Below are 16,743 nucleotides of genomic sequence, written 5' to 3'. Positions count from 1 at the left end.
GGCTTTATTTTGAATCCATCACTTTTCCAAATCCACGGTGCAATTCTAAGATTGCGTCTGGCAGCCGGTTACTGAAATTTACCAGTAGTGAGGCATTCATCACCAAGATACGGCCGTTTTTACCCGCATTCGTAATACGCATGCCCGGCAATTTGAGGATAGCATCCTCACCGCCAAGACTACTCGCGCCAAAATCAAATAGCAACACAATATCTGGATTGGCCTGCACCAGCGCTTCCGTCGTATAGGGTTTGAAATCCGAAAATTCCTGGACCGCATTTTTACCACCAGCCAGATTAATCATCGCATCCAAGCTACTGCCCTTACCTGCCACACTCATGGTACCTGTACCACGGGCATATAAAAACAATACTTTGGGTGCTGCTTTACCCTGATTTTCCTTCTTTACTAATTCCATAGTATGATCCAAGCTTACTTTCGTGCGGGAAACCAGATTTTTACCGGCAGCAGATTCACCGACGGCATCTGCGACCTCCTGGATGTAACGAAGTGCACCCGGAACAGAATAGTTTGGTTTAATGGAGACAAACTTCACACCAGCCGCACGAATCTGCTGAATGACCGATTTGGATACGTCGCCTTCATTCGCAATAACAATGCTTGGTTTAAAAGATAACAGACCTTCGGCCGATACCGACCGATTCTTGCTTACCCTCGGCAAGGCTGCAGCCGCTTTGGGCGATATACTTGTCACATCGGTAGCGACCATGCGCTCGCCCACTCCCAGTCCGTATATCGTTTCGGTCAACGAACTGTTTAACGTAATGATTCTCTGCTGTGCCGTCGCCCATCCACCGATTTGCATCACAAAACACAGTATAACAACATAAAATCTACTCATCGTAATTCTTTATCTCCATGATGGCGATAGCGGATTTCCAAGAATGGTTTTCGCATCTCGCCATTCAACTTGAGTACAAAACAAATCAATAATCAGTCTAAATACAAATTATATCGAATCTTTTAGAATAGTACTCCACAACGTAAAAAGAACTATAAAACACTACTAAACAGCAATATACCCCTTAAAACAAACTACTTTTCAGTCCACAAAAAACGGATTAAATAGAATTTATGACATTTTGCATAGAGAAAAATTCAGACGGATTACCGTTTTTTGTAACATTATTTAGAATTAGTAAAAATAAAAATAGTGTTTAGAAGCATCTCATCTATTCGAACAAGCACCCTGATCGCCTTATGTGCCTGCCAGGTTTATACCCTGCAAGCACAGGAAAAATGGAAAATCTCCGGTGTATTGAAAAACGAATCCAATAAAGGCGTAGCCAATGCGACCGTATATCTTTATCCGGACAAATATGCTTTTAAAACAGATACTGCAGGGAGATTTCAATTTAGTCAGCTCTATGCTGGGCGCTACGAATTACAGGTACAGGCCATGGGTTATCAGCAGTACCGTCAAGTTATCGATTTGGAAGACAAAAATCAGCAGTTGAACATTGTGTTAAAAGCTGAAGAACGGCAGATGGATGTAGTTGATGTGCAGGGTAAAGTGCAGGCTGTAGACAATCTCGTTAAGGCCGAAAATGCCGCCATGCCCGTTAAAGTCATCACCAAACGTGAAATTGAGCTTATGGGCAGCCGCCGTCTGGATGAAGTTTTAAAAGAACAGACGGGTATTGCCATCGTCAACGATATTGCCGGGGGCTCCAGAGCTGTTGGTGTACAGATCCAGGGTTTCAGCAGCAACTACGTGATGGTCCTTGTAGACGGACAACCCATGCTGGGGCGCAATAGTGGCAACTTTGACCTATCCCGTATCTCGGTGACCAACATCGAACGTATCGAAATTATCAAAGGCGCATCCTCCTGCTTATACGGCAGTGACGCATTGGGTGGTGCGATCAATATCATTACTCGCCATGGTGCAATCACACCACAGGCACAGGCATCGCTTCTTTATGGCAGTCTCAATACCGTTGATGCAACGCTGGAAGCAGAAACACCTTTTGCTAATCAACGCGGGAGCGCCGTCTTTTCGGGCAATTACTACCGCACGGATGGTTTTAATACCGACAAGCAGTATCTGGACTCCAAGAGTACCACTTTTCCGCCCTATACCAACTATAGTTTCCAGGGGCGACTACGTTATCGTACAAGCAAAAATGGCACTTTGGGCGTTACAGGGCGTTATGCAGCCCGAGAATCTGAAATGATCAATGCATGGTCCGAATCGGCCACACTACAGGATAAACAAAAAGATCAGGACATCAATCTTTCGGCGAGTTACGACCATAATTTCGAGTCGGGACTGCGCAGTATGACGCGTTACTATTTCTCGCGTTTCCACTCCCAGATTGCCGCACAATGGTTGCAACAAGGTATTGTTGCCAGTGCCGAGCAATTCGCTCAGAATGTACACCGCATTGAACAGCAATTTGCGTATAGCCCCGCACAACAGGTCAAACTTACCGGTGGTATAGGCGGCAGTCTTGAACTGATGGACAACCAGGATCTGGATGCCAAACGCTCATTGAACAGCGCATTCGCCTATTTGCAGACCGAATGGAAACCTGTAGACCGCTTATTGACGACGCTGGGTCTACGCTACGATCAGACCAATGTCTACAACGGCCATCTGAGTCCAAGTTTAGGCCTGCAGTATCATCTCAGCCCTAAGCTTTTGATCAAAGGTGGTATCGGAGCAGGATTTAAGGCACCCGACTATAAGATGCGCTATCAGGTCTTTTTCAATCCAGCAGCCAACTATTTGGTCGTGGGCTCAGAGCGCGTAGCCGATGTGATTGCAGCCATGGATCAAGCCGGAGAACTGAGTTATAAAAACAGCTATATGCTCAATTTGGTGGCGGGTAACCTCAAAGCCGAAACCAGCATTTCAAACAATATTGGACTTACCTGGAGTCCGTCCAATAGATTTCAGGCCGATTTCTCGGTCTTCTACCATCGGATCAACAATCAGATCAACACAGTCAGTGTGGGTAACGGGACCAAAGTAGCACAGATCTATAGCTACCGCAACCTGCCCAAAGCCATGAATAAAGGTTTTGAAGTTTCATTGACCTATCAGGCGACCAAAGATCTGCAATTGTCGATGGGCTATCAATACCTGATTGCCAAAGACCTGAGTGTTTTGGATAGTATTGCCAAGGGAAGTTATCCCTATAACCAGATCAACGATCCCGCTACAGGCGAATATCGCCAGAGCAAAAAATCGGATTATTGGGGTATTGAAGACCGTTCGAGACACATGTTCAACGCAAAAGCCCAATACGAATATAAACCCTGGGGCGTCAATGTCAATGCGCGTGTCAATTTCAGAAGTGCCACACCTTTTCAGGAATACAATGGCAACCAGTTTATCGACAAATATGACATCTTTATCCCCTATCATACACTGGTGAATATGACGGTAGAAAAGAGTCTGATGAACCGCAGATTGACACTGCGTCTGATCGGTGACAATCTATTCAATTTTACAAGCCGTTATTTACTTGGGCAACCTGGACGCGTTATTATGGGCGGCGTGAGCTACCGTTGGATAAAAGAATAATAAGGACTAATGAACAAGAATTTAGCACACAAAGTACAAGATAAAAGATGAGAACGATTCGCATGATTATTGGAGAATGTAGCATCTGGCTTTCCTTTCACAAGATTGGCCGTTGTATTTTTTCAGCACTATTGCTATTGACAGTGGTATCCTGTGGGAAAGACAAAGACTATACGATCGGATTAGAAGATGGCAAAAGTACCTTGATCAAAGATCTTGCTGGCGATACCGATGCAGCCATGGGTGAAGGTACTGAAGGAAAAGAGCAAAGACCATTTTTTATATTTCTTTTTCGTTTTAAAGACCAAAAGCAAATATGGGTTAAAACCAAAGCCGATTCTGCGCAGTGGCTTAAAACAAAAGATTGGGATATTGCCTTTACAGGTCCTTACAATTCGGAGATCTATGTGAATAATTCCCAGCATGAATACAATCCGGGATATGGCGGCCAGGCAAATAATACCGCTGTGGTTTTACTGCGACAAGCCTATCAGAGTGTCACTGTAGCCCCTTCGGATGAAGAGTTTAATAAAAGTGAAGTAAACAAAATTGGCTGGGCAGCAACAGATGGTTCGGATGGCTGGTTTCGTTATAGTTTGAGCACCCATATTATGCAGGCGCTCCCCAATCGTACCTATGCGATTCGCTTACCTGATGGCAAATATGCCAAATTACAGCTGATCAATGCCTATAAGGGAAACCCAGCGGCGGTAACCAACCTCAATTGGCCTGCCCCATACTATACATTTAGATATTATGTACAGCAGGATGGCAGCAAAGATTTAAATACAAACACATTATAATAAGGAAAAATTACACAATTAAATTAAAGATGAATAGATTATTTACAACAGCAGCACTACTATGTGCATTGAGTTTAGGTTTTACTTCTTGTAGCAAGGACGAGGCAGTGGTAGAGGAGCCAACGGAGCAACCAGAAGAAAAGCCTGAGGACCCAAAACTTAGTGATGAGACAGCTGTTTCATCAACTGCAACAATCGCAGTTCCTTCTGGCGTAAAGACTTTTTATGATTTTAAAACAAATACTGTTCAGGAAGAAACTAAGAGTATGATCAATCTTTCGGGGATGTATGGTTCAACTTTACAAAACACTTCATCAGATAATTATAAAATGGGCTATTTTGATCAGGCAAACACGAGTATTGAAAAGCTGACACTAACATCGGTATTAGCAGCCAACATCACGTTGACTGACAAACTCGGCATTGATGCGTCAAGTGCCGGAGCACCAGTGACAGGCCCAACATGGATTATCTATGATTTTGCAAACAATCATGCTGTCTACCCTACTGCCAATCGGTACATCGTAATGTACAAAGGTGAGAAATTGAATAACGAAGCAGATGAGCTTTATGTAATTCAAGCAGGCGGCATTACTGCAGCTAATGGAAATGCAACCTATAACATCAATTTTAAAAAGTTTGTTAAACAGTAGTAAACTGAAATATAAGTTTGAGAAGGTCTATTGAGAAGGCCTAAAGAAACATACTAGCAAATCAGCTGGTTAAAATTCCAGCTGCTTTTGTTAACCAAAAATCAAAAACCGAAAAAAATATATTAAATACCAATTTTCATACACACTTTATCAGCAAAAGATTTTATCTTTACTATTATTTAGAATCAATTTAAATAAAAATAACATACTAACAACCCTACTACATGTATAGAAAAGGGACAAAGTATCGACTAACACAAAAAACTAGTAACAATGAAAATAAAGAAACGCAGCAACCTATTAAAATTCATACCGGTATTGGCATTTTTAATTGTGTTGGGGGCCTGTAGCAAAAGCGAGCCCACAGTAGTAGAGCCTGAACCAGATCCTGTTGCACCAGAAGCTATGTTTAACCGCTTGATTACGGTTAAGAACTTTGGCGAAGACTTACCTGCTGGGAGTGCACCAACCACGGCGCAATCACCAATATATTACAGCCTGGAACAGAACAAAGCTGTGACACCGGATTATAAACTAACCGCACGATGGGACATCTCTTGCTCAGAAATATACCGCAGTTTTATCAATTGCAACAATACAGCAAATGGATTTGGTAAAGGTGGCCCAGGGAAAGGCGGTATACTCATTGTGAAGAAAAAATTTGAAGATGTAATCGATATCCCTTCAGACGCCGAGTTTCGCAAAGGTGAAAAAGCATATGGTACAGATGATTCAGGAGCATTTGGTGAAGGTCTAGGTTGGTATTTATATGATTTTGATGGCGTAATCAAAGGTGGTGGAGCCGAAAACAAAAAACACGTTTGCTATCCTATCGAAAACAATACATTGATCGTCCGTACAGCCCAGGGGAATTATGCCAAGATCAAGATACAAAGTATCTATAAAGACCTCTTGGATCCAAAAGATTGGTTTAAAGATTCACCAACACCCTACTTTTCTTTCCAATATGTACTTGCCAAAGCTGGCAGTACCAAATTTACAATCACTAACTAAAAAAATAAGCATAGCTTACTTATTAGACACTAAACTAACATGAAAAGAATATACAGCATTTTAAGCTTCCTTTTTGTAGGATTGCTGCTAACCCGCTGCACCAAAACGGAAGAACTAGCCTTACTTCCAGCAGATAAAATACTGGAATACAAAGTCACCAATCTTCCAAATGACGAAGTTATTTATGGAGCCATCGACAATGAGGCCAATACCATTACGGTTTATGTCCCCTACTACTACGGTCTATTGGTGATAGATCCGAACATTAAACTCTCCAATGGAGCCAGTATAGCCGAAGAAATTTTGCCTGTTAAAACAGATGAAAAGAACCAGACGTATACTGTAAAGTCCGCTACAGGTACCACAAGAACCTATAGCTTAAAGATTGAATTACAAAGTACACCATCTTTTGAAGCGACTTTTGCATCGACATCTTCTATTTCGCTTACAAAAGGCCCTGGAGGTGCTTTTCCAGCCATTAATGGAACCTTTATGCATACCAATCCTTCATTGGTGAGTATTGCATTGATTAATCAAGAAACCAAGGAGCGATTTAAGATGGCTACGCCCAATAGCTTGAAAGTTTCGGTGATTGGATACCAATTAAGCTATACGGGTACCGAACGGGAAAACCGCATTCCATCCGATATTAAAGCAGGCACTTATGATGTAGAGGTGACCAACATCAACCATACCATTACATTAGCCAATCCGCTCAAAATTACATATCGTCAACCGGATGTAATTGTTAGCTTATCGGGTCTAAATTTGGCAAAAAATAAGGACTGGACCATTAAAGCCAACTTAGATAAAGTGATTTTAGATCCGACAGCTGTTATTATGACGCTCAATGGAAAGGATTATCCATTGACCATTAAATCATATAACCGTACCGAAATGACGGTTTCCTTACCAACAAGTCTTCCAATTGGAACCTTTGATAACTTACAGATCAAATTCCAATTTAAAGACTGGGCCGATGTTGTAAAGACACAGTTGTCTCCAAGTACAATAACGGAATCATAAGCAAGCATCCACAGTATGCCAAGGTGGCATCAAAATTAAATAAATTAAAACAAGAGGAGATCTCAACATGAACTCAAACATCAAAACTATCTTAAAATCTGCTATGGCCGTGACTGTGCTATCGGCAGCAGTATGGGCAGCAGCCCCAACAACAGAATCAGCAACAGCTCCTTTAGCGCTGAACCAAGCTAAGGCAAATAGTAACTACACTGTTGTAGGTCAATGGTGGAGCCCAGCAGCTGCAGCAACTTGGCCTGCAGTATATGTCGACCTTGCTACAGGTGCACAAAGCTTAAGTAGCTCTGGCCAAGTTGCATTCTTTAGCCATGTAAATGGTTCGATCAAGGCTAATGGATCTTATTCGATCAGAACGGTAGCAAAAGACATCGCTTCCGTTACAGCATCAGATTGGGCAACAGCGACTCCAGTATCATCACAGGGTAGTGGCGAATGGTATGAATATGATTTAGATAGCCATGCAAACCAAGCAATCCAACCTTTGACAGTGTTGGTCGGAAATTCTTCCGGAGCTTCGTATGCTGTTAAGTTAATTAATTTTACAAATGTTGGCCAACAAGTAGTGGCAGGTCAATTACAAGTAAAAGCTGATACCAATATCGAAGTTAAGGCATTATAGTCCTTCCTATTTAATGAATGAAAGATTCCGCAACCTGGTGGATGGGTTGCGGATCTTTATAACCTAATCATCATCCGCATAACGATTTTTTAACCAAAAAAAATTATGCAACACTCATTTTTGAAAAAACAAATACATATCATTCAATTCCTAGCTATTTTTATGCTAGCATTAACATGCTGGTCCTGTAAAACCGAATACCCCAGCCTACCCTACAACGACATCGAATCCTTTAGCATTCAGGATGCTGATGGCAAAACCTTGTCAGCCAGTATTGTGAATGACCAGATTATCTTATATTGGCCACCCTTGGTGGAGCAGCCCGAAAGCATTACGCCCACTATTAAAATTTCGGAATTAGCGACAATTACTCCTGCATCTGGGACAGCAATACAGTTACAATTCGACAAACCAATTACCTATACTGTGCGGGCACAAGATGGTTCCAGCAAAAATTATACATTGGTATTCCAGTACAACCAGCCGCTGGTACAGGCAGAAATGAATCTGCTTGAAGGCAAATATTACCTTAGTTACCCAAAAAATGAGGATTTGGTAGTACGAGGAGAAAATATTTTGCCAGACGAGGCGCAAACCAAGGGCTATCTGGTCGATAAGGATGGAAAAGAGACCTTACTTTCTTTTTCTCAACCTCCAACATCTTTTATTGCACAATTTAATACTCCAGAAGATCTCAAACCAGGCAAATACCACATCAAACTGATCTCCGGACGTTACACGAAACTCACCGATGCTTTTGAGGTATTCTTACCAACATTATACAATGTCATAAAATGGCAGGATTATACTGGCAAAAAGGGCGGCGACCTGGTGCTGAACATAAACAGTAAAGAGACTTATGAACTTTATTTCAAGGCAGATTTTGACCATTTTATAGCGATTGATAACCTCAATAACGAATATACTATCAACAATGTAGTCTTTGATGTTGCAACGATGACGATAAAGCTATCCATTCCCGTATCTGTACAGGGAAACGCAATTAAATCCTTGAAGATGATGGATAAAAACGGGAACTTATTATCAGAAGGTGATTTTAACATCTCTTTAAATTAATTAACACCTTGCCTAAGATATTTTTGACCGCATATTTTCGCTATCGTACAAAACCTTTAATCACAGCATGTTTCGCGGCACTAGCAGTATGCAGTTGCAGCAAGAGCGCTTCTGTCCCAGGAGAGCCTACAGCTCCTACTTTGCCTGAAGAAACCTTACGTCAACAATATAGTAAATCGGTAACGCAATGGCCGGCTGCCACTTGGTACAACAATATCAAGGTACGTGAACTGGCCGCTTTACCTGAAAACCCATCGAAAGATAAGGCCGAGCTTGTAGCACTTGGAAAAGCCTTATTTTTCGACCCCCGCACCGGTAATGGCATGAAGACTTGCGCTTCATGTCATAATCCGGACACCTACTGGATCGACCAAAAAACAACGGCAGATGGTATCGCACTGCATCACCGCAATACACCTTCCATGGAAAATGTCTGGTACCTGGAAGGCAAACTCTTCCACGACGGCCGCGCAATGACTTATCGAGAGCAGATTGCCGAAGCCATCAACTCCCCCATCGAAATGGGCGGAAATACGACTGCTTTACCCGCTAAGCTGCAAACTATACCAGGCTATCTTCGTTTATATGAGGCGGCTTACTCGAGCCAGACGATGAGCGTCGAAGGATTGCTGGATGCCATAGCAGCGTATTCAAGATCAATTAGCAGTGGTGAAACCACCTTTGACCGTTTTATCCAAGGAGATTACCAGGCATTAAACGATGCACAGCTCGAAGGCCTCCATCTGTTTCGCACAAAAGGGAAATGCATCAACTGCCATAATGGTGCCTTCTTTACCGATCTCGATTTTCATAACCTGGGCTATGCTGTTACCAGCAAAGGTGCCTTGGACAATGGTCGCTTTGAGGCAACAGGACTGGAAACAGACAAAGGTAAATTTCGCACGCCGGGTCTGCGCAATGTGATCCATACTGCACCCTACCTGCACAATGGTAGTATTTCGAGCTTAGGTGAACTGATCAACCTGCTGAGTCAGGGCATGCCCCAAAAGACAGGACAACAGATCAATGGCACCTTATCGCCGCATATTCAAAATGTCCGATTAAGCAGTAAAGAACAGGAAAATATCTTGGCCTTTTTGGAGAGTTTATCCAGTGTACCAAGCAAAACAGAGCGACCTGTATTGCCCTAAAATAAAAAATCCCAAAGGGAATACCTTTGGGACATTTTGAGTACTCCACAGTAGCGGAGGCATCAAAAATTAAATAAATTGGCACAAAATTAGGCTTTTATATTAAATAAAAAAGTAAAAAAGTATTAAATTTCAGATAATTATCCATTTTGTAGCGAATCAACTACAAGGAAAAGGAACAAAATGCACATTATATAATGAGTCGAATCAGCCAAACAGTTGGTCTATTAGTTATAATAACTGCTATAACAGCTTGTCAGAACGGCAGTAAAACAACAACTTTGCCCGATGAATTTATTAGTCCAAAAACAGGAACAAAAAAAGAATTGACTCTCGACTCAATCTACCTGTATGCCAAACAGCTATACCGCTGGCAGGAATCTCTCCCTTCATATACCACTTTTGATCCGCGGACGAAATATGCACAGATAGACCCCGAGCAAACGGCTTATGAGCGGGCACTTTTTGCCCTCAGCCAATACGCTTTGCACAAGAAAGATAGACCTTACGAATTGTCTACCATCCCGAATAAACCCAAATATTCATATTTGGAGCGTCGTCGTAACGACAAGAAAAGTAGTGGTCACATGGCCAGCATAGAAACACCCTACAGGTATGCTACACACCTGTCCTACTGGTCTGCGGGAAAAAAACGGATTGCTTATGTTTACATTCCCTCCTTTCCCCAGCTCCAGACAGTAAAGGCCGAACTGGATCAGCTTGCAGCCGAACTGGCTCAAAAGCAAGTTACTCATCTCATCCTCGATCTACGTCATAACGGTGGCGGTTATGTGGAGACCGCAGAATATTTAGCCAACCTCATTAGCCCAGCCAAACTGGATAAAAAAGTTATGTTCAGCGAGCAATTTCATCCGAATGTACAGCAAGGCAAAGCAAAACTACTCCTTAAACAACCCTATCTGGATGCAAATGGCAAAGTGGTCCAATACAAAGGACGCCCTGCCACCCTCGCCGATGTAGATTATAGTGAAAAAGCCAATACGCATTACTTTATCAAAAAGGGACATTTCAATTCACTACAGCAGCTTTCATGCATTGTATCTGAACGCACGGCTTCGGCAAGCGAACTCCTGATCAGCAGTTTCAAACCTTATATTCCGATACGCCTGATTGGTCAGCAGACTTTTGGCAAACCCGTAGGTTTTTTTTCAGTCCACATTGGAGATTTCGATGTATACCTGGCCTCGTTTCTCATCCGGAATGCCAATGGCTGGTGTGATTATTTTGATGGAATACCCGTCGACCTGGCCTTAGCTCCGGTAGAAACCTCCCGCCATCCCGGGGATCCAAAGGAAGCCTGGCTTGCAACAGCGCTAAAGGACATTACAAAAGATGAAAATCTCACAGCAATTTCATCCACGACTTATTTTCCGGTCACAACGTTAGAAGACCGCTTGCTTAAAACAAACTTTAGGTTAAAGTAAGAAACTTATTGCAGCCGGACTTTGTCATACTTATGTTTAAATTAAAACCATTTTTCATAGATGATAAAGCAGAAAACAGCATAAATTTGTGGAAATAAATACGAATCTTTGTATAGAATCGTTATAAATAAAAATAAGAACATGTTAAGTCAACATATCAAAGAGCAAACGCACGCAGCTCACCAAAACGTAGAAGGAACGATCGTGCGCCAATTGAAAAATATTCGTTCAGAAGCAGATTACGCAGAAGTATTGAAAGGCTTTTATGCTTATTTCCGCGCCGTAGAAGATAGTATCGCTCCTTTTGTTACCGCAGAAGTATTGCCAGATTTGGCCGAACGCCGCAACTCATCTTACATCAAAAGCGACATCGAAGCTTTGGGTGGAAACGTAGATAACCTGCCAGAAGCAAATGCACCAGCTGTAGCAAATGTACAGGAAGCACTTGCATCATTATATGTCCTAGAAGGTTCAATCATGGGTGGTCCGTATATCGTGCAGATGCTCAACAAATATGGCGTTACCAAAGGAACTTCTTTCTTCGAAGGTTATGGCGAAAATAGTCGTGACATGTGGGCTGGATTTACAGCGGTATTAAACAAATATTCAGAAGATCCGGCCACTTATGATCGCGCAGTAGAGATTGCTAACCAAACTTTTTATAACTTTGGCGAAGTATTCACTCCTATTGCCAGTGCGAACTAAAATTGGAGTGTTCGTGTTTAATCCCATAAATGGAGCAAAAAGACAACAAATCTAAATGGCTTAAGCGTGCCGGAATTGGAGCATTTCTCTTCTTTCTGGCCAAAGGACTCATATGGCTCGCTGTATTCTTTTTCGCAGCGAAGTCCTGCAGCATATCTATTTAACACAACGTATGAAGCATTCATCTAACGCTCAAAAAAGTATGTTAGATGAATGCTTCTATTCAATGAGACCTTTTTCAATCCAATCCGCTTTTTTAGCCCAGAGTAGTCTGTTTTTTTACCTCGAGCGCCAATGTATTCGGGTTGTGTTCGTATTGTGTTCGGACCACCTTCGGAGCTCCACAATCTGCTGATCATTATTGACCAAATTCTGACCAGGTAATTCCTGTTCAGGGTCTGTACAATAGCTGTTCAGCAGCTGTAAAATATCTGTATCGCATCCGAATAAGGTACGAAGCAGGTACGAATCTGCTCCACACCTCCTGCCCTCTGACCTTATACTGTCTTATACTGAAATAGGTTTACATTTACCGAACAGATTACTATATAGATTTTACATCCTATTTTTTCTACTGGATTTGGTTGTCATTGTCCGTTTTCTGACTGTTATCGGTTGTCCTTTCCCTAACCACAGTTTCCCTAGTTTTGCTGCGGAACTTTTTTGACTCAGCGTTACGTCTTTGAAACATTTTGGGAACTTTTTGGTTCTGCAATTGCTGATGTGCCTGCTGGGGAGACATCATATTGCAGGACATATGTGGCCTAAAATGATTGTATATATTGACTGCCTTGACCAGCTGTGCAAGTGCCGTTTTGTAGTCTGGAAAGGTCTCAGCCATGCGATATTCGCTTTTTAGGATGCCATTTAGCCTTTCTGCCACGGCATTGTCGTACGGGCTTCCGGATTGTGTCATGCTTATTGTAATCCTATTTTCCTGCAATATAGTGACATAATTTGTACTGCAATACTGGATGCCGCGATCGGAGTGGTGGGTCAGATCGCTCTGTGGATACATTCTATGTGATATTGCCATCCTGAGCGCTGATATACAGGCCTGTGCTGTTGGCCTGTGCGTAAGTTTGTAGCCCACGATCTTTCGGGAATAGGCATCTGTGACCAGGCACAGGTAGATCCATTTGTCCCGGATGCGGATGTAGGTGATGTCACTTACCCATATCTGCTCGGGACGCAGGGCCTGCCTGCGCTGCACAAGGTCGGGCCACTTTTTGAAACGGTGGTCGGACTGGGTGGTGATGGCATACCTGCGTTTGCATTTGACCAAAAGGTCATTTTCGCGCAACAGTCTGAAGAAAGCGTCCCTTCCCAGTCCAACCATCGCACTACCCATTTCTTTGACCAATATGCTGCGGAGTTTAAGGGTACCCATGCGATGGGAGTCCTTCCGAATTTCACGTACCCGCGCCAGCACAAGCCCGCTGCGAACGGAGTATTCCTGTTCTCTGCCCATATATTTATAGTAGGATTGCCTTGTTCTGCCAAATAGTCCACAAAGTCTGGAGACCGAAACATTCTGGTAACACGACTTCATTTCTTGGACGATTTGGCCCCAGACTTTTTTACAAAATCAGCCCCATGGAGCTCCTCCGCTTTTTTGATCAACATCTCCAGGGCAGTAATTTTGAGGTTCGCCTGGAAGAGTTCATCCCTGAGATCCTGCTCATTTTTCACCCCAGTGTCTTCTGGCTCAACAGTCTGGGAAACTTCCAGCTCCAGATTGTTTTCCCACTGCTGGTACCATTTCATAAAATACCGCGGAGTGGCTTCCCCCGGAAGATTGTACTTCTGGGCAAGTTGCGAATAACTCAGCTTGCCGGCAAGGTATTCTCTGGAAACGAGGATCTTGAAGCTATCACTGTAAACTTGCTGTCCCCCTGATTTACGTTTTGTCATACGCTTTTTCATAATATTAAATTTAAGATTTTAATATTCGGTTTTTGTAAACCTTTTTCAGGAATGGACATACTTTTGTAAGCACTGTCCGATACAGCTCTATACCCTCATGACTGATAACCTGACAAGCTATTTCTTCGCTACTGATCGAGAAAGAGAAAAACCCGTATTGATCTTTCGCAAAACGACTATACGGCAGATCGGTTTTTACAGGCGTTACCTCTGATCCTGCCCCGGAGATAAACTGATGAAACTTCTTGCCTTCCACTTTTAAGTGCTGCAGCGAATGTTCATGTCCTGAAAGGTAGATATCTACTCCCCGCTTTTCAAAGATAGACTCCAAGACTTTTCGAACCGCCAGGGTATCGTAATTCGTCGTCCGCGGCCCCGCCGTATACAGGGGATGATGACCGACGACAATTTTCCAATGGGCATCCGAATTTTCCAGTAGCTGATCTAGCCAGGCCAGCTGTTTCTCAGGTTGCTGTCCCGCAACATGTGGCCCATACTCGCTGTTACTGTAAAATTCAGGAATCATCGGATTAGTATCGATAAAAGCCATCAGTACTTTTTTTCCATCCTTAAGTGCAAATGTCTTGCTGTAATAACGCGCAGGCATCTTCCAACGTCTGCTGATCGTACTATAACGTACCTGTGCATCGGGATCTGATTTATAATCGTGGTTTCCCAAAATGGGATACCAGTCCCATTGCAGCGAAAATGCGGTATAGATATTTTCAAACGAATAATGCCACAGGGGATCATGTTCACTGACCACTCCGGAAGGGTAAAAATTATCACCGGTAGAAATGATAAAGTCATTGGGATGCTGATCGGCCCATTGGCCCATCTGCCCCGCTACAGCCAACTGATGGTCGGCACCATTGCGTCCCCAGTCGCCTACAGCCATAAAATGAAGATCATAGGCATCTTTGGGTTTCAAAAGCTGTTGTATGTCTTCGCTTTCAAGTTGCGTAGGTTTTGTCAGACCGAAACTACTGAGCGTAATTCCGCCCAGGCCGGCTGTAATCGCCGTGCCCAGGGAATTTTTCATAAAAGTTCTGCGTTTCATCAATAGATTTTAATAACCAGGATTCTGTTGCCAGTGGGTGTTTACGTTTAATACAGTTGTTGGTACAGGGAAAATACGACGGAACTTCTCGCTCATGCCGGCAGGATACAGCGATCGGAATCCCCAGTTATCTTCAAATTTTCCGTAACGGATCAGGTCATTTCTACGCCAGGACTCATCAGCAAACTCACGTGCCCGCTCATCCAACAGATCCTGTAGACTTGGGGCAGCCGTGAGTACAGGTGCATTGACATAGGCTCGGATCTGATTAACCAAAGATTGTGCGGTCTGACCATTGGTCGCGGTAGCCCCACGGAGTATAGCCTCCGCTTTCATCAACAGGATATCGGCATAGCGAAATACAGGTACATCATTGCTCTGATTACGCTGATTGGCTGATGTAACGGCTACGTCCATATAAAACTTAATGGATCTGTACCCCATCGAGCGTCCCTTTTGGTCATTACCTACATTCAGCGTGGCCGCACCATCCGAACGCAAAGTAATTTCTTTAGTGGTCTCCAGTTGCCAATCAAACTGCGCATCTGCATCCGCAGCATTATAATCCTGATCTATGCCGCGTTTGGAAGTTCTGATCAGAAAAGGACGAGTCTTATCTTCTGTATAATTTGACCAATAATATTGCTTACCGCCGATGTATGAGGCATTTCTTTCGTCGCCTTCCAGATTAAATTTCTCCAAATAGCTTGGTAATACACGGAAAGTCCCCCCAACACTTTGAGGCAATGTTGCAAACTGATTTTGGGCGCTTCGATGTATCCAGAAGCGCGAATAAGTCATACCCTGCTGTTTTTCACGATCATAGGGTATGGCAAATATAAAATCCTTTACCTGATAACCATTATCGGGGCGGAATTTGGCAATAAACTTGTGGCTTGTCAGGTTAAACTGTCCTGAGGAAATAATCTGGTCGCACATCGCAACCACATCATTTAATTTTTCATTTTGTATACTTGGATTGTAATTGGCTACGTCCGTAGCCGTATAAACAGCCCAGTTGAGGTACAACTTAGCCAGCAATGCTTCGGCCATATATTTCGTTGCTTTTCCATAGGTTGCTACAGAAACTGTGGTCGGTAACAAATCCTTCACCGCAAGCAATTCGGCCTCAATAAAACGGCAAATTTCAGCACGGCTTGAACGTGCGGGGACAGCATCAACAGGCCCTGTGATCAACGGTGCGGCGCCAAAATTATCCATCAGTATAAAATAATAATAAGCACGGATTGCGCGGGCAGGTGCCGTCAGCTTTTCTTTATCTTCCCCGAATAATGCAATGGCATTATTGGCTAAGGTGATTCCAGTGGAAGCATCGTTCCAGATACTTGGTAAGAGGCCGTTGTCTGCGTTCCAATTGTGCAAATGGAATTCGCGGTATCGACCGCCATCAAACCAGTCTGTCCCCATGGAAACACTCACTGCTTCATCTGCCGAGAGTGTTTGGACCATCCAATGATCGCGCCCCATTGCGCCTCGATAAGCGGCATATACATCGGCAAGAATTGCCTCGGCCGCACGTTCCGAATCCGGAAATTCCGTCAGTTGTGATTTTATATCAACATCCAGATCGGTACAAGATCCCAGCGAAAAACTCAATGCTGATAAGGTTAATAAACGAATTAATAGTGTTGGTTTCATATAAATTAGTTCTTGTTCTATAGGCCATGTGGCA

The 16,743-nt window shown here is 43.2% G+C and carries 15 protein-coding genes; 10 read left to right on the top strand and 5 right to left on the bottom strand.

The window, feature by feature from the left end; translation table 11 throughout:
- Positions 1–4: 4 nt before the first annotated feature.
- The gene (locus tag CBM24_RS11940; RefSeq protein WP_075992430.1) at positions 5–862 is read right to left on the bottom strand and encodes a hemin ABC transporter substrate-binding protein; all 858 of its coding nucleotides are present in this window, start codon (positions 860–862) and stop codon (positions 5–7) included.
- Positions 863–1,174: 312 nt separating this feature from the next.
- Here CBM24_RS11940 and CBM24_RS11935 point away from each other — a divergent pair, with 312 nt between their 5' ends.
- The 10 genes from CBM24_RS11935 (at position 1,175) to CBM24_RS11890 (ending at position 12,064) form a co-directional block, all read left to right on the top strand.
- Entirely contained in the window at positions 1,175–3,553 is a 2,379-nt protein-coding gene (locus tag CBM24_RS11935; protein WP_232475772.1) for a TonB-dependent receptor, read from the top strand.
- A gap of 47 nt (positions 3,554–3,600) precedes the next feature.
- On the top strand, positions 3,601–4,356 hold the full coding sequence (locus CBM24_RS11930) for an HmuY family protein (RefSeq protein ID WP_083663609.1): 756 nt from the start codon (positions 3,601–3,603) through the stop codon (positions 4,354–4,356).
- A 29-nt stretch (positions 4,357–4,385) separates the two neighbouring features.
- A complete protein-coding gene (locus CBM24_RS11925) occupies positions 4,386–5,009 on the top strand; it encodes a hypothetical protein (RefSeq protein ID WP_075992429.1) in 624 nt (207 codons plus the stop codon).
- 273 nt (positions 5,010–5,282) lie between these two features.
- Complete coding sequence (locus tag CBM24_RS11920; RefSeq protein WP_088161409.1) at positions 5,283–6,023, top strand: HmuY family protein; 741 nt, start codon at positions 5,283–5,285, stop codon at positions 6,021–6,023.
- A gap of 39 nt (positions 6,024–6,062) precedes the next feature.
- Complete coding sequence (locus CBM24_RS11915) at positions 6,063–7,049, top strand: hypothetical protein (RefSeq protein ID WP_088161408.1); 987 nt, start codon at positions 6,063–6,065, stop codon at positions 7,047–7,049.
- 67 nt (positions 7,050–7,116) lie between these two features.
- Entirely contained in the window at positions 7,117–7,686 is a 570-nt protein-coding gene (locus CBM24_RS11910; RefSeq protein ID WP_075992426.1) for a hypothetical protein, read from the top strand.
- Between the two features lie 162 nt (positions 7,687–7,848).
- Entirely contained in the window at positions 7,849–8,763 is a 915-nt protein-coding gene (locus CBM24_RS11905; RefSeq protein ID WP_157698443.1) for a hypothetical protein, read from the top strand.
- A gap of 8 nt (positions 8,764–8,771) precedes the next feature.
- Positions 8,772–9,914 (top strand): cytochrome-c peroxidase, encoded by a 1,143-nt coding sequence (locus tag CBM24_RS11900; protein ID WP_232475771.1) that lies wholly within the window; start codon positions 8,772–8,774, stop codon positions 9,912–9,914.
- 197 nt (positions 9,915–10,111) lie between these two features.
- Positions 10,112–11,359 (top strand): S41 family peptidase, encoded by a 1,248-nt coding sequence (locus tag CBM24_RS11895; RefSeq protein WP_088161406.1) that lies wholly within the window; start codon positions 10,112–10,114, stop codon positions 11,357–11,359.
- Positions 11,360–11,500: 141 nt separating this feature from the next.
- Entirely contained in the window at positions 11,501–12,064 is a 564-nt protein-coding gene (locus tag CBM24_RS11890) for a biliverdin-producing heme oxygenase (protein ID WP_088161405.1), read from the top strand.
- A gap of 571 nt (positions 12,065–12,635) precedes the next feature.
- Here CBM24_RS11890 and CBM24_RS11885 read toward each other — a convergent pair.
- The 4 genes from CBM24_RS11885 to CBM24_RS11870 are packed head-to-tail and all read right to left on the bottom strand — an operon-like array spanning position 12,636 to position 16,709.
- Complete coding sequence (locus CBM24_RS11885; RefSeq protein ID WP_157698357.1) at positions 12,636–13,616, bottom strand: IS3 family transposase; 981 nt, start codon at positions 13,614–13,616, stop codon at positions 12,636–12,638.
- Positions 13,613–13,990 carry a hypothetical protein gene (locus CBM24_RS11880; RefSeq protein ID WP_075993755.1) on the bottom strand — a complete coding sequence of 126 codons (378 nt, stop codon included), beginning with the start codon at positions 13,988–13,990 and terminating at the stop codon, positions 13,613–13,615. The genes CBM24_RS11885 and CBM24_RS11880 overlap by 4 nt, the downstream gene beginning before the upstream one ends.
- 10 nt (positions 13,991–14,000) lie before the next feature.
- Positions 14,001–15,050: a metallophosphoesterase gene (locus CBM24_RS11875; protein ID WP_088161404.1), complete on the bottom strand. Its 1,050-nt coding sequence runs from the start codon at positions 15,048–15,050 to the stop codon at positions 14,001–14,003.
- A gap of 9 nt (positions 15,051–15,059) precedes the next feature.
- Positions 15,060–16,709, bottom strand: coding sequence for a RagB/SusD family nutrient uptake outer membrane protein (locus CBM24_RS11870; RefSeq protein WP_088161403.1), 1,650 nt, complete (start codon positions 16,707–16,709; stop codon positions 15,060–15,062).
- Positions 16,710–16,743: the final 34 nt, after the last annotated feature.

This window comes from Sphingobacterium sp. G1-14, assembly GCF_002196555.1.
Lineage (GTDB): Bacteria > Bacteroidota > Bacteroidia > Sphingobacteriales > Sphingobacteriaceae > Sphingobacterium > Sphingobacterium siyangense.
The sequence above is the reverse complement of the archived record's forward strand: the minus strand, read 5'-3'. Positions and strand labels throughout refer to the sequence as shown.

Bases quoted from the DNA above. Each gene is read 5' to 3' on its own strand.
- CBM24_RS11925 (WP_075992429.1), top strand. From the start codon at position 4,386: ATGAATAGATTATTTACAACAGCAGCACTACTATGTGCATTGAGTTTA.
- CBM24_RS11930 (WP_083663609.1), top strand. From the start codon at position 3,601: ATGAGAACGATTCGCATGATTATTGGAGAATGTAGCATCTGGCTTTCC.
- CBM24_RS11915 (WP_088161408.1), top strand. From the start codon at position 6,063: ATGAAAAGAATATACAGCATTTTAAGCTTCCTTTTTGTAGGATTGCTG.
- CBM24_RS11910 (WP_075992426.1), top strand. From the start codon at position 7,117: ATGAACTCAAACATCAAAACTATCTTAAAATCTGCTATGGCCGTGACT.
- CBM24_RS11895 (WP_088161406.1), top strand. From the start codon at position 10,112: ATGAGTCGAATCAGCCAAACAGTTGGTCTATTAGTTATAATAACTGCT.
- CBM24_RS11890 (WP_088161405.1), top strand. From the start codon at position 11,501: ATGTTAAGTCAACATATCAAAGAGCAAACGCACGCAGCTCACCAAAAC.
- CBM24_RS11880 (WP_075993755.1), bottom strand. From the start codon at position 13,990: ATGAAAAAGCGTATGACAAAACGTAAATCAGGGGGACAGCAAGTTTAC.
- CBM24_RS11875 (WP_088161404.1), bottom strand. From the start codon at position 15,050: ATGAAACGCAGAACTTTTATGAAAAATTCCCTGGGCACGGCGATTACA.
- CBM24_RS11920 (WP_088161409.1), top strand. From the start codon at position 5,283: ATGAAAATAAAGAAACGCAGCAACCTATTAAAATTCATACCGGTATTG.
- CBM24_RS11885 (WP_157698357.1), bottom strand. From the start codon at position 13,616: ATGAAGTCGTGTTACCAGAATGTTTCGGTCTCCAGACTTTGTGGACTA.
- CBM24_RS11870 (WP_088161403.1), bottom strand. From the start codon at position 16,709: ATGAAACCAACACTATTAATTCGTTTATTAACCTTATCAGCATTGAGT.
- CBM24_RS11940 (WP_075992430.1), bottom strand. From the start codon at position 862: ATGAGTAGATTTTATGTTGTTATACTGTGTTTTGTGATGCAAATCGGT.
- CBM24_RS11905 (WP_157698443.1), top strand. From the start codon at position 7,849: ATGCTAGCATTAACATGCTGGTCCTGTAAAACCGAATACCCCAGCCTA.